The 16,976-nt window shown below is 37.7% G+C and carries 20 protein-coding genes; 7 read left to right on the top strand and 13 right to left on the bottom strand.

The genetic code is table 11. From position 1 onward, the window contains the following. Positions 1-206: 206 nt before the first annotated feature. From AC0L3W_RS17010 to AC0L3W_RS16960, 11 genes are all read right to left on the bottom strand, one after another. A complete protein-coding gene (locus AC0L3W_RS17010) occupies positions 207-500 on the bottom strand; it encodes a S24/S26 family peptidase (protein WP_290039069.1) in 294 nt (97 codons plus the stop codon). 31 nt (positions 501-531) lie between these two features. Next, entirely contained in the window at positions 532-1,035 is a 504-nt protein-coding gene (sodN, locus tag AC0L3W_RS17005) for a superoxide dismutase, Ni (protein WP_409439995.1), read from the bottom strand. Then, complete coding sequence (locus AC0L3W_RS17000) at positions 1,032-1,244, bottom strand: hypothetical protein (RefSeq protein WP_290039067.1); 213 nt, start codon at positions 1,242-1,244, stop codon at positions 1,032-1,034. The genes sodN and AC0L3W_RS17000 overlap by 4 nt, the downstream gene beginning before the upstream one ends. A gap of 49 nt (positions 1,245-1,293) precedes the next feature. Further along, on the bottom strand, positions 1,294-1,737 hold the full coding sequence (locus AC0L3W_RS16995) for a hypothetical protein (protein ID WP_290039066.1): 444 nt from the start codon (positions 1,735-1,737) through the stop codon (positions 1,294-1,296). A gap of 389 nt (positions 1,738-2,126) precedes the next feature. Then, positions 2,127-2,531 (bottom strand): GFA family protein, encoded by a 405-nt coding sequence (locus tag AC0L3W_RS16990; protein ID WP_409439996.1) that lies wholly within the window; start codon positions 2,529-2,531, stop codon positions 2,127-2,129. Between the two features lie 66 nt (positions 2,532-2,597). After that, complete coding sequence (locus tag AC0L3W_RS16985; protein ID WP_290039064.1) at positions 2,598-3,059, bottom strand: DUF3465 domain-containing protein; 462 nt, start codon at positions 3,057-3,059, stop codon at positions 2,598-2,600. A gap of 74 nt (positions 3,060-3,133) precedes the next feature. Then, positions 3,134-4,186: a DUF2955 domain-containing protein gene (locus tag AC0L3W_RS16980; RefSeq protein WP_409439997.1), complete on the bottom strand. Its 1,053-nt coding sequence runs from the start codon at positions 4,184-4,186 to the stop codon at positions 3,134-3,136. A 10-nt stretch (positions 4,187-4,196) separates the two neighbouring features. Beyond that, complete coding sequence (locus tag AC0L3W_RS16975; RefSeq protein ID WP_290039062.1) at positions 4,197-5,261, bottom strand: HlyD family secretion protein; 1,065 nt, start codon at positions 5,259-5,261, stop codon at positions 4,197-4,199. Positions 5,262-5,264: 3 nt separating this feature from the next. Beyond that, positions 5,265-5,744: a MarR family transcriptional regulator gene (locus AC0L3W_RS16970; protein ID WP_290039061.1), complete on the bottom strand. Its 480-nt coding sequence runs from the start codon at positions 5,742-5,744 to the stop codon at positions 5,265-5,267. A 612-nt stretch (positions 5,745-6,356) separates the two neighbouring features. Next, the gene (locus AC0L3W_RS16965) at positions 6,357-6,992 is read right to left on the bottom strand and encodes a LysE family translocator (protein WP_290039060.1); all 636 of its coding nucleotides are present in this window, start codon (positions 6,990-6,992) and stop codon (positions 6,357-6,359) included. A 28-nt stretch (positions 6,993-7,020) separates the two neighbouring features. Then, positions 7,021-7,608, bottom strand: a complete 588-nt coding sequence (locus AC0L3W_RS16960) for a DJ-1/PfpI family protein (protein ID WP_290039059.1) — start codon at positions 7,606-7,608, stop codon at positions 7,021-7,023. A gap of 239 nt (positions 7,609-7,847) precedes the next feature. Here AC0L3W_RS16960 and AC0L3W_RS16955 point away from each other — a divergent pair, with 239 nt between their 5' ends. After that, positions 7,848-8,036 carry a CPXCG motif-containing cysteine-rich protein gene (locus tag AC0L3W_RS16955; RefSeq protein WP_409439998.1) on the top strand — a complete coding sequence of 63 codons (189 nt, stop codon included), beginning with the start codon at positions 7,848-7,850 and terminating at the stop codon, positions 8,034-8,036. Positions 8,037-8,095: 59 nt separating this feature from the next. On the opposite strand, the gene AC0L3W_RS16950 is transcribed toward AC0L3W_RS16955, so the two are convergent. Continuing rightward, positions 8,096-8,782: a type 1 glutamine amidotransferase domain-containing protein gene (locus AC0L3W_RS16950; RefSeq protein WP_409439999.1), complete on the bottom strand. Its 687-nt coding sequence runs from the start codon at positions 8,780-8,782 to the stop codon at positions 8,096-8,098. A gap of 184 nt (positions 8,783-8,966) precedes the next feature. On the opposite strand from AC0L3W_RS16950, the gene AC0L3W_RS16945 reads away from it, so the two are divergent. Both AC0L3W_RS16945 and AC0L3W_RS16940 read left to right on the top strand, forming a co-directional pair. Then, positions 8,967-9,875: a LysR family transcriptional regulator gene (locus AC0L3W_RS16945; protein WP_290039056.1), complete on the top strand. Its 909-nt coding sequence runs from the start codon at positions 8,967-8,969 to the stop codon at positions 9,873-9,875. Positions 9,876-9,992: 117 nt separating this feature from the next. Beyond that, positions 9,993-11,678, top strand: coding sequence for an NAD-dependent malic enzyme (locus AC0L3W_RS16940; protein ID WP_290039119.1), 1,686 nt, complete (start codon positions 9,993-9,995; stop codon positions 11,676-11,678). Between the two features lie 76 nt (positions 11,679-11,754). Here AC0L3W_RS16940 and AC0L3W_RS16935 read toward each other — a convergent pair whose 3' ends face one another. Next, positions 11,755-12,915 carry an FAD-dependent monooxygenase gene (locus tag AC0L3W_RS16935; protein ID WP_473574038.1) on the bottom strand — a complete coding sequence of 387 codons (1,161 nt, stop codon included), beginning with the start codon at positions 12,913-12,915 and terminating at the stop codon, positions 11,755-11,757. Between the two features lie 225 nt (positions 12,916-13,140). On the opposite strand from AC0L3W_RS16935, the gene miaB reads away from it, so the two are divergent. Genes miaB through AC0L3W_RS16915 form a run of 4 tightly spaced genes read left to right on the top strand, consistent with a single transcriptional unit; the run spans position 13,141 to position 16,970 of the window. Then, positions 13,141-14,562, top strand: a complete 1,422-nt coding sequence (miaB, locus tag AC0L3W_RS16930) for a tRNA (N6-isopentenyl adenosine(37)-C2)-methylthiotransferase MiaB (RefSeq protein WP_290039054.1) — start codon at positions 13,141-13,143, stop codon at positions 14,560-14,562. A 15-nt stretch (positions 14,563-14,577) separates the two neighbouring features. After that, complete coding sequence (locus tag AC0L3W_RS16925; RefSeq protein ID WP_290039053.1) at positions 14,578-15,612, top strand: PhoH family protein; 1,035 nt, start codon at positions 14,578-14,580, stop codon at positions 15,610-15,612. Further along, a complete protein-coding gene (gene ybeY / locus AC0L3W_RS16920) occupies positions 15,612-16,088 on the top strand; it encodes an rRNA maturation RNase YbeY (protein WP_290039052.1) in 477 nt (158 codons plus the stop codon). The genes AC0L3W_RS16925 and ybeY overlap by 1 nt, the downstream gene beginning before the upstream one ends. A gap of 9 nt (positions 16,089-16,097) precedes the next feature. After that, positions 16,098-16,970, top strand: a complete 873-nt coding sequence (locus AC0L3W_RS16915) for an HlyC/CorC family transporter (protein WP_290039051.1) — start codon at positions 16,098-16,100, stop codon at positions 16,968-16,970. Positions 16,971-16,976 lie beyond the last annotated feature (6 nt).

The following is a 16,976-nucleotide window of genomic DNA, read 5'->3' as shown; positions in this document are numbered from 1 at the left end:
TCTAAAGATGAAATTTATTACACTTAGATCGCAAATGATTCGTGAATATGATCCACACTCAACACTAAAAAAATATTTTTATTGACTTAATTTTGATGAACATAATAGTACTACTAAATAGATGTATGAAAAAGAGTTTATTGAAAATGGAATAGGCTTTTATGATTTAAATAAAGCACTATATTAAAAGAATAAAAAACAATAACTCACGATGCCGATTTAGCACGAATACAAAAAATAACTTTACCCAAAATACGAGCCTCCGGAATCCACCCCATTACTTCAGGTTGAACACTGGTTTCATTCTCACCAGTTAACCACAGCGACCCATTGCTATTGATTTTTTGCACTCGTTTAATCATATGGTGATAAGTGGCGTGGTTAACAACCACAAGGTGACCGACTTTTATCCGAGGATAGAAACGATTAATTACCACATAGTCTCCATCCTTAAGTCGAGGAGCCATGCTCATACCTTGTATCTTAACCACGCTTAGCATTATCAACCTAACTTAATTAAAATAAACACGTTTAGGCCTTAAGATCAGGGTAAACAACATCCAGTGCTGGTGGGTAAGGACAAGCAGCTGTGTAAGTTTTCACACCTTTTGTCAGCCAAAATGCAGCAGCAAATTCATTAACTAATTCAACAAGTTTCTCACCTTCTTGTCGCGCAATACTTTGCTTACATTTCGAAGCTTGTAGCATAATACTATGAGTCAATTGGTGGGCATTAGGTAGTTGCTCAAACTGTGGTGCTTTAAAGTAATCCCCCCAAATGATACGTACTGCTTCTTTCACTTCAGTACTTGCAGACTCTTTCTCAGTAACTAGACGTGCGACTTGTGCGTAATCTGTAACACCTAACGTACCTTTATCCTCTACTTCTTTGATTAAATCCATCAAACGTACACAGCTTAATGCAGCAAGCTGCGCTGTAGATGGGTCATAAATCTTACATGGAATATCACAGTGTGCTTTTACTGTTTTAAAGTTAACTGCTGTATCGATCGATTTAATAAGACGATGAATCATACTTGCTCTCCTTTTTTTGCGCTGTTTTTATCACGATTTTTTTTATACACAATGCCAACAACAGCCACTGCAGCAACAGCAAATACTGTTAATAAATGAATGGAATTACTCGCCCAATGAGAATGGTCATGTCCCGGGTGAGCTTGTGCAACTTGGCTAACCGCCATTAGTGCACTTAACACCGTTGAGCTTTTTAATATTTTTTTCATCTTTACTTCCTTTCTGGTAAACATAAAAGACCTCTATAGAGGCAGAGAGTTAATGGTGGATGACTTTTTTAGAATAAGTCCCATAACCAATAAATGTACTGAATGATTGTGGTTCATCGTCAGGTGATTGCTTAGCTTGTTTTTCATTAAACATCTCCCATTCACAACGAATTCGGGTGATGGCATGCATGACTAAACAATAATGTCGGCCATCAACATCGGCGCGTGTCAACACCGCCTGTAGAAAGTTAATACCGTTCTCATATTGGCTGTTTGCTAATAATAGGTTTTCCAATGCGCTATAGGCATCAGCAAGATTCAAAAAACTGACGGCAGCAGCTGAAATATAAGATTCCGCATCAAGCGGAAAATTGTCATGAAAAATGGTTTCTAAGGTGTTTAGCGCTTGTTGATTCAAAATAACTGCATCAGAGAATTCATTGCTTGAATAAGCTTTATTAGCTCTTTTGGTTAAATTTTCCCAGCTTTGCATGGCGCCCTCACTTAATCAACAATAAAAGTAATAAGAATCATTATCAACAATAAAAAAGAAAAACTCAACCATTTAATAATAGTTATCATTTCTATTTAATTGAAATTTCCAGCTAAGGAAAATTGACTACAGTATTAGTATTTATTGTAGGAAAACAGCGGGTATAAAAGCCGCTAAAATGCAGCTTATTTAACCTAGATTCTGGTTAATGGAAGCGGAATTATATTTAAAATCACAATATTATATTTTATGACGATACGGCGCCGTTAGTTTTGCCTAGTTCAAGGTAAATCATTGAAGTAATGACGGATTATTGAGAAATCATTTAACGCAAAAACCCGTAAAAAGAATGGTGTCGTATCATTTTGCTTATCCAGAACTGAGGATATTTAGTCAGGAAATTTATCGAAAGACTTAGCAATAATACCTTGATCATACCAGGCGGCCTTTTCTGAGCAAAAAATATTGTCCTGTGGAGAAATGTTAGGGACACCATTAAGACAACCAACGGGAATGATTAAATCCTTTTGATTACGGGAAAGGTAAGGTACTGGGGCGCCACATTCCCCACAAAAAGCTGTTGAGATTGCTCGACCAGGCACATCAAAGCGCTTAACTAAGCTTTCGCCACTAAGCCATTTAATATTGTTAGGTTGAGTAAAAATATTTGCAGCATGTGCTGAACCAGTTACTTTTTGACATTGAACACAATGACATAAATGAAAATCATTAAAGTCATTTTCACTTTCAAAATAAACTTTCCCGCATAAACAGCTACCAGAAATACTCGACATTTTGCCTCCTAAAATAACATTAAAGACTATTTTACCTGAGAACTAATAAGGTAAACACCGCGATCTTTACTGATATATTTCACCTTTATGCTTTAACCAACCTGCTAGATGTTTACCTTTCGGATCTTTATGTGTCCAATGCACAACGCCTCCTTGCGCATTCCATTCATATTGTCCATAAAACTCAATACGGTCACCACGAGCAATATTATTAATACGCGGTGCTAAATCGATATTATGAGCAAATAAAATAGTTTGGCCAGAGGTTAGTCGTAGAATGAACTTTTGATGACGAGATCCTTGGTTGTCATCTTTTAATAACTTAACAACAACACCGCTTCCTGTTACTTGTATTTCGCGCTTTTTAGCTTGGTAAGCAGCTTGAATATCTTCACTTACATCACGCTTGATGGACAGTGCAGGTGTCTCTTTTTTCTGCACTACATTGGTATTATTTTTACTCTTATTGCTTATCCATTGGTATAAGCCAAAAGCAAGAAAGATGAGAATAATGATAATGTTTTTCATGGTTTGTACTCAATATAGTTCAACACTGTCGCCATGATAAAAAATAAATTAATACTCATGATCTGTCCCTGAAATTATAGATAGGTGTGGTGGCGTGTAACGCTAAAACGATTCAAGATAAGATGCATAATATAAACAGCACTTAAACTCACAACGATAGCCACTGAAACAGAGCTGAAACGATATAGAGTGCTATAAAAAAATGTCTTGTCTGGCCCTAGATACTGACCAAATAAAATACCAAAAGTCGTTAACACACCAAAGCCTATGCCTGGTGCCCCGCCTCCTAAAATATGAAAACGAGCAAAGATAAAAGACAACAACCATAATATAAAAACAGAAAATAATAAAACATCAGCGTGATTATATAAAAGTAATTGTGATACTAAGGCGATATTACAACCAATAAAAGTCCCTAGTGCTCTACGCCAACTTGCGGTGCCAACCGCTTTCCAACACAGAGAAAACAGAATTAAAACCGTTGACGCTTGCGCAGAAATAGAATCATTTAAATCAATCACTTGGAAAGCAACAAATGATAATGTTGCCACACTTGCACATAACAATACTTCGTGACGAATACTCTCTTTGCTTTTACTCGGTAAACTCCTCGCGGTACGAGGACTTACATCAGGAAAAATGAAATGCATTAACAATCCAATCATTACTGTTAATGTAATTGCAGTTATATTGCTGACAATTAATGGATATATGCTGCTTGTTTGATCAATATAGCTAGAATAATGTAATTGAATCGACAGGCTAACTACGCCTAAGGCACCAAATAAAAAAGCGCGGCCATTGCTCATTACAAAAAACAATACACAAAAACTTAAAAAAGTGAGTCCGGTCATGACTACAGGTAAATGAGAAAAGTAGCCCTGCAATACTAATACAACAAAAGCACAGTATAAAGCTGAGCCAAAAAACTGCCCGATTACACTTTTACTTATGGTCGGGACCAAACCTAGTATCAACATTGGGTAAACCGTAAAAAAGATACCGTAGGGCCATTCCAGTAACTTACAAATAGTAAAGCCAAGAGTACAACCACCAGCAACCCTTAATGCTTGACGTAACCCATTTTCATCCAATTCTGGTGGCTTTGCTTTAGTTATTTGTGTCATAACGCCTCCCTTAATAGATGTAATGCAACCAACTAATCAAGCGAATTTGCAACGCCCCAAACCATTGTCCAATAATGTTATCAGGTAATAATTGCACCGTTGCACGTGCTCCACTTGGCATTAAGGAGAGAAATTGAGTATCACCGAGCACAGTAAAATGAAGGCGCTGACGCTGTGCATCTCGCACCCAACGCGTACTAGTTTCTGTTGTGCTCAATAAACCATTTGCACTTAATTGACCACTGCTCACACCTGCTTCAAAACTGCTTATTTTAGCTTGATAAACTTCACCAGGGCGACTATCAAACACCACTCTTGCTAAGCTATCTTTATGCATATTCATCAACGATTTTTCTCTGAAATCTGCCACTAAATCTGCTTTTTTAGAGACCACTGCTAATAATGGTTTCCCTGCTGTGGCATAGGAGCCATCTAATAATTGTAAGTTAGTTACTACCCCATCACTTAACGCCCTTACTTTGGTGTAAGATAAATTAAGTTCTGCCTGTGACACTTGGTTAACAGCATGACGAATCGCTAGGTTATCTTCCCCTTTATCACCACGAGCTAATATTGCTTCTGATAACTGTGCCTCTAAGGCAGCTTGATTGGCCTTACTAACTTCATAATTAGCAAGCAGACTTTCTAAATCTTGCTGAGAAACTGTTTTCTGTTTAAATAGCTTTTCGCCTCTCTCTTTTAATAACTTTTTCTCATGAAGCGTAGCCTTAGATGCAGCAATTTGAGCCTGTATTGCTTTTATATTGCTATCAAAACGTTTGTTCTGAAGGCGTGCATCTGCCAATGTTAATTGTGCTTGTTGTAATGCTAACTGATAAGGCCCAGGATCAATCTCAAACAGCAGATCCCCTGCTTTGACTGTTTGGTTATCATTAACAGCTACATTGACAATTCTGCCACTAATCTGTGGAGAGATTTGTACCACTGAATGATATACACGCGCCTGTGGCGTTACAGGTAAAAACACATCAGCAATCAAGTAATAGATAAACACGCAGATAAACCCAATCACTGAATATCTAACGTAATGTGTAAATTTTTCTTCTGGTGTCATTTCTTAGCCTTTCTTTTGCATTTGCTGTTTAATACATGTTTGTGCATTTTGCTCTAGTTTAATTAAAGTATGGGCCATTGCATCAAGCTGTTGCAGATTTAACCCACTATAAATTTTTTGTGTTATTTCATCGATTTCCGCTTGCAGAGTGCTTAATATTTCCCGTCCTTGTTCAGTAAAATAAATCTTTTTGCTGCGTTTATCTTGCTCATCGATACGTCGAATAATTAATGACTGTTCTTCCAACTGTTTTAATGTTCGAGTCAAAGATGGCATTTCGATAGATAAACTATGCGCAATCTCTAACTGCGTCACACCTTCCGATAACATTTTTATATGCATCAAAGTCGTCCAACGCGATTGTGTCAGGCCTAAGGGTTCAACCGCATGAGTCACAGCTTCACGGCATAAACGGTTTACCCGCCCCATATTACCGATCAAGGTTAAGTTGAGCGTTTCATGAAAAGGTACTTGTTTATCCATTAAGGCCTCCAAATAATAGTTAGCAGGCTAACCAAAAACGCGCACCTTAACATTAGTTAGCAGGCTAAGTAAATATACTTTAACAAAAAATTCACTTTAAAATAACCATATAAAAGCAAGGTAACTTAGTAGAGATATTAAGAAAAATAACTGTTTTTTCATTTAAAATCAGAATATTAAGAAAGGCTCTTAGATGATTACATATTCGAGAAAACCTAAAAGGTTAAGCTTGTTATATGATCATTATGTTAATAAAGAAGCAAAGATTAAGGTATTTGACTAACAACAAGAATGAAACAGAATAGTAAGAGTTGGTAACAATACAATGCTATTATTGGAAGCAAACATTATTTATTTTGGTTTATATTGTTTGTCAAATTGATCAAGAAAACAAAGGTAAATTTCCTGTTTTTGTTAAAAATTAGATATGAAAAGAATGCATAAATGCATAATAGAAAAACAATATCTATGGGTATCCCAGTAATAGCCCTTAAACATGCTTGGGTAGACTACTATCCGCTTATCAATGTTTTTCGACTTTGCTTGTTGTTAGTTGTTAGTTGTTAGTTGTTAGTTGTTAGTTGTTAGTTGTTAGTTGTTAGTTGTTAGTTGTTAGTTGTTAGTTGTTACAGCAACCTTTATACCAAAACCAATTAATACACTACCTACAACCTTTTCTATTTTTTGTTTGTGAATATTAAATTTACTCACTAATGCAGGGTGGCTAAAAAACATAGAGACCATTGAAAACCAAGCAATATGTGCCAAACAAATAATCAGCCCATATAGTATTTGTATCGATACAGGCGTAGAGGGGTTGACCACCTGTGTAAATAAGCTTAAGAAGAACAAAGTAGTTTTCGGATTTAAAGCATTAGTAATAAAACCTAACTTTAACGCAGCAAAGTTAGATAATGGCTCGCTATCCGTTTGTTGCATGTCATTGAGTTTACTTTTAGCAGTCAAGGTTTTATAACCAATATAGATGAGATAAGCCGCACCAAGATATTTTATTAATGAAAATAACAGAATAGATTTAGAGATGATTATGGCCAAGCCTGCAATAGAGTAAGCAACATGTATCCAGATCGCTAACCCTATGCCCAGTGCAGAATAAAGGCCACTTTGCCTGCCATGAAATAGACTATTACGAGTGATCATCACAAAGTCAGCACCAGGACTGATTGCCATAAAAATAGCAATCACAGTGACAGACAATAGTTCGGGTAGATAATTTACAATATCCATCTGTAGGCCTTTTTAATATCAAATACTACTAAGTATTAAGTGGTGTTTTTTGCCAGTGGTATTCCATTTGCTTAGCAGTCTTTTCAGCTAAAGACAAAGAATCCAATTCAGACACTAACTGTAAACTCATATCAATACCAGCGGATATCCCTCCCGAAGTGATATATTTATCTTGCGCGACCCAACGTTGACCACTGATCACCTGTAATAAAGGATAAGTCTTTCTTAAGTCTTCAATATCTTCCCAATGCGTTGTTACTTTCAAACCATCTAATAAACCCGCTTCTGCTAACAAAAATGCGCCAGTACAAACAGATAATACCTTTGATGATTGAGCTGCCACATCGGTAATCCAGTTGATGACCTTCGTCTTTTGCATTTCTTCAGTATGTACACCGCCAACTACAATAAGTAGATCAATACTTGGGTGATCTACAAATGAATAATGCGCTTTCACAGGGAAACCACCCCGCGCTTGCACCAGATTCGACATTTCAGAAACTAAAAAAATATCCCAATCTTTATTAGCCAATCGTTTCGCAGTGCTCAACACTTCAAATGGTCCAGAGAAATCAAGCACCTCTGCATTGTCATATATGTATATCGCAATATTCATCGCCTACTTTTCCTTATTAAGGTTCATTGAAGTATTCATGATTCGTCAGTCACTATACTCATTCCATTAGATTAAATAAGTCCCCTAAATTTTCGTTACAAAAACGACTTAATGTAATAAATAAAACAGATCCATTAATCAATTAGATTGGTATTACTATAAAAGCAACTTGATATTAAAACAAAAAGATAAGTTACATTATTATTAAATGAAATAAGTATTCAGAGGAGAAACACAAGATGGCATTCCTTCAAGAAGAAAATATCTACTGTCCTTATTGCGGTGAGAGTATAGTGATCTTATTAGACCCTTCTGATACTGACCAAGAATATATAGAAGATTGCCAAGTCTGTTGTCAGCCTATTAACTTCTTTGTCTGTGATGATGGTAGTGGTGAGTTAAGTGTAACTGTCAGTAGCGATAATTGATTTATCCTTAAAAACCGCAATGAATAACATTCATTGCGGTCAACAAGTGTAGCGATAGATTAAGCGTCTAGTTGTGCTAATAATTTTTCAGCCACCAGCTCTGAACTAGCAGGGTTTTGACCAGAGATAATTAAACCATCTTGCACGGCAAAAGCACTCCAATCATCGGCTTTTTGGTAATCTGCACCACGTTTAATGAGTTCATCTTCTACTAAGAAAGGCACAATATCAGTTAGTTGAACAGCTTCTTCTTCAGTGTTTGTGAAACCTGCAATCGCTTTGCCTTTAACTGCAAACTCACCTGCACTGTCTTTTACATCTAATAATACAGCACTTGCATGGCATACTGCACCGACAGGTTTATTTGCACCTAAGAACGACTCAATTAAGGCAATTGAATTAGCATCTGTAGCTAAATCCCATAAAGGTCCGTGACCACCAGGATAGAATACTGCATCAAAATCAGCTTGATTAACTGAAGACAGCGCCACTGTATTAGCTAAGTGTTGTTTTGTTTCTTGATCTTTATCGAAACGTTTAGTGGCATCTGTAACAAAATCATCTAATTCGCTTGATGGGTCAATCGGTGGTTGACCACCTAAAGGCGATGCTAATGTAATGTCTAAACCAGCATCTTTAAATACGTAATAAGGTGCTGCAAATTCTTCAATCCAGAAACCAGTTTTTTTGCCTGTGTCGCCTAGTTGATCATGCGATGTGATAACCATTAAAATTTTCTTGCTCATGATAATAACCTCATTTTAAATGTATTTAATTGCTAGTAATACTGATTAAGTGATCGATATCGGTAGCGATTGAATTCATTATAGACTCACACCAAAACTGAACAATGCATACTTTATCAACATCATTGTATTAAAAATTGATACAATAGAGCTTATTACATGTCATTATTCGCGTCGTAGGTTTATGGAACTCTCATTTGAACAGTTAAAAAGTATGGTTGTGTTTGCCCAAGTGATTGAGCAAGGCAACTTTAGCGCAGCGGCTAAGCATTTAAAGCTATCACGTGCTGTGGTGAGTTATCACCTTAAAAAACTAGAAACACAATTAGGCATAAAATTACTTAATCGTTCAACGCGAAGTATCGCCTTAACAGAGGCTGGTGAACAATATTATCAACGTTGTAAAGTGATTGTTGACGCCGCATTAGCAGCCAATCAACAGATCGAAAACTTAAAAGAAAACCCAACAGGACTCATCAAAATTAGTTGTCCTATGAGTGTCGGTTTACATGCGATTGTGCCTGCCTTAAATGCTTTTGCTCAGCACTACCCAAGCATACAATTAGAAGTCAACCTAAGTGATGAAGTGGTTAATATTATTAGAGAAGGCTTTGATATTGCTATTCGAGGTGCTGCATTAACAGATTCAGGGTTGCAGGCAACCAAGCTATCTAGCCTAACTACGCATTTATATGCTTCTCCTGATTATTTGACCAAATACGGTCAGCCTAGCACACCAGCACAATTAGCGTCCCATCAATGGGTTATTTATCAATTAGCAGGACACTCTGTTACCCTAAAAAAAGGTAAAAGATCCTATACAGTAAAGTTAACCGGGAAAATAAGTACTAATAATGCTGCGGCACGAACTGCCTTTGTAGAAGGCGGGCATGGTATTGGTCGTATCCCTCTCTATGACGCCCAGCCAAAATTAAAACAAGGGAGCTTAGTGCAAGTACTCGCTGATTATCAATTAAATGATATTGATGTCTATGCGGTGTTCCCACCAGGCGGAGCAGACTCGAAAAAGTTAAGATTATTGATAGATTATTTAAAAGATCACTTCAAAAAAGATAAACTTGCATTAATCTAACAAAAAATGAAGTTATTTAATGATCAAGTAACAATATTTTTATAAGATCCACACAACTTTCACATAATGCACTTAAATAGCATTTCGCCTTACGCTTTTGTCTACTGAGAAGAATTTATTATGCCAAATAAACGTCCTTTATATATCCCCTTTGCTGGTCCAGCTCTGCTAGAAGCACCGCTACTGAATAAAGGAAGCGCTTTCTCATCTGAAGAACGTGATAACTTTAATTTAACCGGGTTATTACCACACACCATTGAAACCATTGAAGAGCAATCTTTACGTGCTTATCAACAGTTATCATCTTTCTCTAGTGATTTAGATAAACATATTTACTTACGTAATATTCAAGATACTAATGAAACGTTATTTCATCACCTAATCGAGCAACATATCGAAGAAGTGATGCCATTGATTTACACCCCAACAGTAGGTCAAGCTTGTGAAAAGTTTTCTAAAATCTACCGCCGCAAACGTGGTTTATTTATCTCTTACCCTGAGCGTCATAAAATTGATGACATGCTACAAAATGCAACTAAGCAAAATGTAAAAGTCATTGTAGTAACTGATGGTGAGCGCATTTTAGGATTAGGCGACCAAGGGATCGGTGGTATGGGCATCCCTATTGGTAAATTAGCATTATACACAGCTTGCGGTGGTATCAGCCCTGCTCACTGTTTACCTATTTTATTAGATGTAGGTACTAATAATACACAATTACTTGAAGATCCAATGTACATGGGGTGGCGTAACCCACGTATCAATGGTGAAGAGTACAACGAATTTGTTGACCTATTTATTCAAGCCGTGAAACGTCGTTGGCCAGAAGTATTATTACAATTTGAAGATTTTGCACAAACCAATGCAACACCACTATTAAACAAATATCGCGATCAACTATGTTGTTTCAATGATGATATTCAAGGAACGGCAGCTGTATCAGTAGGCACATTAATCGCTGCTTGTTTGAATAAAGGGCAAAAGCTAAGCGAACAAAATATCGCCTTTTTAGGTGCTGGTTCGGCTGGTTGTGGTATCGCAGAGCATATTATCCGTCAAATGCAGCGTGAAGGTTTAACTGAAGAGCAAGCACGTAAACAAGTATTTATGGTTGACCGTTATGGTTTATTAACAGATAACATGACTGAGCTACAACCTTTCCAAGTGCCACTTGTCCAAAAAGAAACTGATATTGAAAACTGGGATAAGAGTCAGAAACTAGGTCTAGAGCAGGTCGTGAAACAAGCTAAAATCACTGTATTATTTGGTGTAAGTGGTCAGAAAGGCCTATTTACGCAGAGTGTGGTAGAAGCCCTGTGTGAAAATACTGAAAACCCAATTGTATTACCGCTCTCTAACCCAACGTCTCGCGTTGAAGCGACACCACAAGAGATCACTAACTGGAGTAAAGGCAAAGCAATTATTGCAACAGGTAGCCCTTTCCCGAACACTGTGTACAACGAACAGTCTTTTGAAGTGTCACAATGTAACAACAGTTACATTTTCCCAGGGATTGGCTTAGGTGTATTAGCTGCACGTGCTACAGGTATTAGTGACAATATGTTAATGGTAGCAAGCCAAGCATTAGCTGACGCTTCAATGGAATATGAAAAAGCACCTGGCGCTTTATTACCACCATTAAAAGCAATTCAAAAAATCAGTGAGAAAATTGCCTGTGCCGTTGCGCTACAAGCAATAGAAGATAACCTAGCATTACCGGTGACTAACGAGAATATGCACCGCCGTTTACAGGCTAATTTCTGGCTACCACAATACCGTGATTATCGCCGTACTTCTTTCTAAATTAAAACAATAAACTCCTCTCAATCTTCTAGGTTAACCTCATTAGCCTAGAAGATTTTTAAGTTTCTATTTGAGTCTAATTAATCCCCATTGCATAGCGCATAACCCGTGTTTTCAACTGTCCAGATTGCTGAGCGGCACCTAGAAAACTTTTACGTAGTACACGCATCAAATTCGATTCGGATTTACTCACTTTATAAAAAATATCCATGCCAGTTTGCATTAATAAGTTCGCAGGTTTTCGTTTACATTGATAACGCTTTAATATTTCGGGTATGCCTAAATCACTGCATTCAGTTAATAATGCCACTAGACATTGCACATCTTTAAAACCTAGGTTAACTCCCTGCCCCGCTAACGGATTAATGGTATGTGCCGCGTCTCCCAGCAAAGCAACTCGGCCTTGATAATAATGTTGAGCGTGGCGACGAGTTAATGGAAAGCTCCCCTTTGCATCCACTTCAAACTCAAAGTCTAAGATAGGAAATTCATCTTTAATGACCTGCTTTAACTGCAGATTGTTAAGACTTTGCAAATGCTTAATCTTTTGCGGGCTGTGATACCAAACTAAACTCGCATGGTGACCGGCTAAAGGTAAAAAAGCACAAGGACCAGTCTCTCTAAACTCTTGCCATGTTATATCCTGCTGAGCACAGTTAGTGGTGATATTAATTAATAGACAGTGATGGCGATAATCCCAACTGGTCATCGGCATCTGTAAATGATTACGTACTGCTGAATTGGCACCGTCACAAGCTAATAACAGTTCAGCCTGAATAACTTGGTGGTTTTGAAGGGTAACGACAACCTGTTTGGGATCTTGTTGAACATTAGCAACTTGCGTTTCTTGATATATATGCACGTTAGGCATGCCTTGTAATGCCTGCCATAATACAGCTTGAATCCACCTATTTTCAGCAATGTACCCCAATTGTTCAGCACCGATATCATCACTAGAAAAAATCAGTTTCTGGCTGCCTTTTTCCCACGTTTGCAACCCTTTATACGGACAAAGGCGCTCTTTAGGAATATCTTTCCAAACACCGGCTAATTCAAGTAAATGTTTGCTTTGCGCGCTGAAGGCAGATACGCGAAGATCCACAGGATCATTGTTGTTAGGCATAACAAAGGTATATTTTTCAATTAGATGCACAGTACTACCCTGTTTTGCGAGTAATAGAGCTGATAGCGCACCAACCATCCCCCCACCTACAATTATTATTTTCGTATTTACCATCAATGCCTCAACTGTCACTTTCTTGAATTTATGATTGTACGTAAAAAGATGTCATTTAGGGTAAAAAAACCTAGTTTTTTTAATAGCTTAAAAATTAGTTTTTCCCAACATTTACGATAAACGCCATGCTAGCAAACAAACAGTAGCATGATTGCTTTGAAGTGCGTAAAATGCGACCTCGTTTTAAGAAACACACTAATTTAGTCAGCATAATAGGCAATAGATATGAGCATGAAATTACACGTTAAAACATGGGGTTGTCAGATGAATGAGTACGATTCATCAAAAATGGCGGACCTTTTAAATGCAAGTAACGGTTACACTTCCGTTGATGAAGCAGAAAATGCTGACGTAATTTTATTAAATACTTGTTCTATCCGTGAAAAAGCACAAGAAAAAGTATTTCATCAGCTTGGCCGTTGGAAAAAACTAAAAGATAAAAATCCTAACATCGTGATTGGTGTCGGTGGTTGTGTTGCATCACAAGAAGGTAAAGCGATTCGTCGCCGTGCCCCTTATGTGGATATTGTATTTGGCCCACAAACACTGCATCGTTTACCAAAAATGATCAAAGAAGTGCAAGATAACAAAGGCACAGTCGTGGATGTTAGCTTCCCTGAAATTGAAAAATTTGACTCTATGCCTGAGCCAAAAGCGGAAGGTGCAACGGCCTTTGTTTCTATTATGGAAGGCTGCTCTAAGTACTGCACGTTCTGTGTTGTACCTTACACTCGAGGTGAAGAAGTTAGCCGCCCATTAGATGATATTTTATTAGAAGTTGCACAATTGGCTGAACAAGGCGTACGTGAAATTAATCTATTAGGTCAAAACGTAAACTCTTACATCGGTGAGATGCATGATGGAGACGAATGTAGTTTCCCTGAGTTATTACGCTATGTTGCCTCTATCGATGGTATCGATCGCTTACGTTACACAACAAGTAACCCAATCGACTTTACCGATGAGATTATCGATGTTTATCGTGACACACCTGAGTTAGTTGATTTTTTACATCTGCCTGTACAAGCCGGCGCAGACCGCATCTTGAACCTAATGAAACGTGGTCATACTGTAGCGCAGTACAAAGAAAAAATTGCTGCATTAAAAGCGGTACGTCCAAACTTAACGATTAGCTCTGACTTCATCGTTGGTTTCCCAAATGAAACTGACCAAGATTTCCAAGAAACGATGGATTTAATTAACCATATTGGATTTGATACAAGCTACAGTTTCATCTACAGCCAACGTCCTGGTACGCCCGCTGCAGATATGCCCGATGATGTAGATTTAGAGACGAAAAAGAAACGTTTAGCGATTTTACAAGATCGTATTCACCAACATTCACAATTAATTGGACGTCGTATGGTTGGTTCTGTACAACGTATTTTAGTCGAAGGTCCATCTCGTAAGAATATTATGGAGTTATGTGGCCGTACTGAAAATAACCGCATCGTAAACTTTGAAGGTGATCATCGTTCTATCGGTGGTTTTGTTGATGTTGAAATCACAGAAGTCCATACTAACTCTATCCGTGGTAAGTTTATACGCGGTGAGTCTGAAATGAACTTACGTGAATCGATTCGTCCAAGTGACATTGTAAATAAAAATACAAACAAACTTGGCGTTGAAACTTTTATCCCAGCATAAATAAGGTCTTTATACTTGAGCACAAAATTAACCACAATTCATCTTGATTTAGTTCCTGCCGATAAAGATCGCTTAGCGGTCTTATGCGGCTCTTTTGACGACAATATTAAACAAATTGAACGCCGTTTAGGTGTTGAAGTGATCTACAAAGATGCACACTTTCAAATTGTTGGTGAGCACCGTTATGCACAAGCTGGCAGTGAGTTAATTAATGACCTGTACATTGAAACGCAACCAGTAAAAGGAAAAATTGGTCGTCTAACCGACGAAGATGTACACCTTGCGTTACAAAACTTGATTAGCGAACATCGCTTATTAGAAGTGAAAGTGGAATCTCAAGAAGTTGGTTTTAAAAGCCTTACTATCAAGACTAAACGTGGTGTAATTAAACCTCGTGGTGAAAATCAAACTAAATATGTTAGTAATATTTTACGTAGTGATATCAGCTTTGGCGTTGGCCCTGCAGGTACAGGTAAAACTTACTTAGCAGTTGCTTGTGCCGTTGAAGCACTTGAGCGCCAAGAAGTGCGTCGTATTTTATTGACTCGACCAGCCGTTGAAGCGGGTGAGAAACTAGGCTTCCTACCTGGTGATTTATCGCAAAAAGTAGACCCTTACCTCCGCCCACTTTATGATGCGTTATTTGAGATGCTTGGGTTTGAGAAAGTAGAAAAATTAATTGAAAAAAACATTATTGAAATTGCGCCACTTGCTTACATGCGCGGTCGTACATTAAATGATGCTTTTGTAATTCTTGATGAAAGCCAAAATACCACAACAGAGCAAATGAAAATGTTCTTAACACGTATTGGCTTTAACTCAACAGCTGTTATTACGGGTGATATCACTCAAATCGATTTACCTCGTCATCAGAAGTCTGGTTTACGCCATGCTATTGAAGTATTGGGTGAAGTTGATGAAGGTATTAGCTTTAATTTCTTCCTAGCTGATGATGTTGTACGTCATCCAGTTGTTGCTCGTATTGTTAAAGCATATGATGCCTTTGACAGAAAAGCGGAAATAGCAGAAAGCGAAGCGAGAAACGCTTAATGGAATTATATGTTGATTTACAGCTTGCTAGTGAAGACCAGCAAGCCTTACCCGACCTAGCACAACTGGAAAAATGGGTAAGTGCGGCTATCATCAAAGTAAGCGATCATAAACGAGACCTTGCTGAATTGACGGTTCGTATTGTAGACTGCGAAGAAAGTCAGCAATTAAACGCTGATTATCGAGGAAAAGATAAACCAACAAATGTCTTATCTTTTCCTTTTCAGAATCCACCAGGGATCACATTACCTTTATTGGGTGATCTGGTAGTCTGTAAAGCAGTAGTAGAACAGGAAGCGACGGAACAACAAAAACCGTTAATTTCACATTGGGCACATATGCTGATTCACGGCACGCTACATCTTTTAGGTTACGACCATATAGAAGATGAAGAAGCAGAAGTGATGGAAGGCATTGAAACCGAACTTATGATTGAGTTAGGTTATAGTGACCCTTATATAAGCGAAAAAGAGTAAATAAAATTAATGTCGGAAGATTATCATTCTAGTAACGAGCAGCCTAAAGAAGGTTTGCTCGATAAAATAGGTAACCTATTTCAAGGCGAACCTAAAAGCCAAGATGAATTATTAGACGTGATCGATAGCGCGAAAGACCGCCAAGTGATCGATCAAAAAACTAAAGAAATGATAAAAGGCGTTATTGATGTCTCTAAACTGCGTGTTAGAGACATTATGATCCCACGCTCACAAATGGTAACACTTGGGTTGTCTCAACCTGTTGAAGAGCTGTTACCTGAAATTATCAATTCAGCTCATTCTCGTTTCCCAGTGATCACTGAAGATAAAGACCATATTGTAGGTTTATTATTAGCAAAAGATCTACTTCAATACGGTTTTAGCTCTAACCCTGACGACTTTAAAATAGACGATATTCTGCGTGAAGCTGTTGTTGTCCCTGAAAGCAAACGTTTAGATACATTATTAAAAGAATTCCGAAGCCAACGTTATCACATGGCCATTGTTGTTGATGAATATGGTGGTGTATCAGGCTTAGTCACTATCGAAGATATTTTAGAAGTGATTGTTGGTGAAATCGAAGATGAATTCGATTATGAAGAACAAGACGAGATCCGAAAGATTGGTAAACGCAGTTACGCAGTTAGTGCATTAACCACGTTAGCTGACTTTAACGAATTCTTTGAAACCGAATATAACCCGGAAATTCAAGACACTATAGGCGGATATATTTTGCATGAGCTTGGCCATTTACCAAGTCGTGGAGAAAAAATCACTGTTGGTGAACATAAGTTTAAAGTAACCCATGCTGACAATCGTCGCTTAATACAACTTCAAGTCCGTGTACCTCGAGAATTAAAAAAAGAACTTAAAAAAGATTGAGTAAAC

This window comes from Psychromonas sp. KJ10-5 (assembly GCF_055808325.1).
This window is presented reverse-complemented; position numbering and strand designations above follow the sequence as displayed.

What these genes read in the sequence shown, in the direction of transcription:
- AC0L3W_RS16955 (WP_409439998.1), top strand. Translation starts at nt 7,848, where the DNA reads ATGGCATTCCTTCAAGAAGAAAATATCTACTGTCCTTATTGCGGTGAG.
- sodN (WP_409439995.1), bottom strand. Translation starts at nt 1,035, where the DNA reads ATGATTCATCGTCTTATTAAATCGATCGATACAGCAGTTAACTTTAAA.
- AC0L3W_RS16960 (WP_290039059.1), bottom strand. Translation starts at nt 7,608, where the DNA reads ATGAATATTGCGATATACATATATGACAATGCAGAGGTGCTTGATTTC.
- AC0L3W_RS16975 (WP_290039062.1), bottom strand. Translation starts at nt 5,261, where the DNA reads ATGACACCAGAAGAAAAATTTACACATTACGTTAGATATTCAGTGATT.
- miaB (WP_290039054.1), top strand. Translation starts at nt 13,141, where the DNA reads ATGAGCATGAAATTACACGTTAAAACATGGGGTTGTCAGATGAATGAG.
- AC0L3W_RS17010 (WP_290039069.1), bottom strand. Translation starts at nt 500, where the DNA reads ATGCTAAGCGTGGTTAAGATACAAGGTATGAGCATGGCTCCTCGACTT.
- AC0L3W_RS16945 (WP_290039056.1), top strand. Translation starts at nt 8,967, where the DNA reads ATGGAACTCTCATTTGAACAGTTAAAAAGTATGGTTGTGTTTGCCCAA.
- AC0L3W_RS16980 (WP_409439997.1), bottom strand. Translation starts at nt 4,186, where the DNA reads ATGACACAAATAACTAAAGCAAAGCCACCAGAATTGGATGAAAATGGG.
- ybeY (WP_290039052.1), top strand. Translation starts at nt 15,612, where the DNA reads ATGGAATTATATGTTGATTTACAGCTTGCTAGTGAAGACCAGCAAGCC.
- AC0L3W_RS16985 (WP_290039064.1), bottom strand. Translation starts at nt 3,059, where the DNA reads ATGAAAAACATTATCATTATTCTCATCTTTCTTGCTTTTGGCTTATAC.
- AC0L3W_RS16950 (WP_409439999.1), bottom strand. Translation starts at nt 8,782, where the DNA reads ATGAGCAAGAAAATTTTAATGGTTATCACATCGCATGATCAACTAGGC.
- AC0L3W_RS16965 (WP_290039060.1), bottom strand. Translation starts at nt 6,992, where the DNA reads ATGGATATTGTAAATTATCTACCCGAACTATTGTCTGTCACTGTGATT.
- AC0L3W_RS16935 (WP_473574038.1), bottom strand. Translation starts at nt 12,915, where the DNA reads ATGGTAAATACGAAAATAATAATTGTAGGTGGGGGGATGGTTGGTGCG.
- AC0L3W_RS16915 (WP_290039051.1), top strand. Translation starts at nt 16,098, where the DNA reads ATGTCGGAAGATTATCATTCTAGTAACGAGCAGCCTAAAGAAGGTTTG.
- AC0L3W_RS16970 (WP_290039061.1), bottom strand. Translation starts at nt 5,744, where the DNA reads ATGGATAAACAAGTACCTTTTCATGAAACGCTCAACTTAACCTTGATC.
- AC0L3W_RS16995 (WP_290039066.1), bottom strand. Translation starts at nt 1,737, where the DNA reads ATGCAAAGCTGGGAAAATTTAACCAAAAGAGCTAATAAAGCTTATTCA.
- AC0L3W_RS17000 (WP_290039067.1), bottom strand. Translation starts at nt 1,244, where the DNA reads ATGAAAAAAATATTAAAAAGCTCAACGGTGTTAAGTGCACTAATGGCG.
- AC0L3W_RS16990 (WP_409439996.1), bottom strand. Translation starts at nt 2,531, where the DNA reads ATGTCGAGTATTTCTGGTAGCTGTTTATGCGGGAAAGTTTATTTTGAA.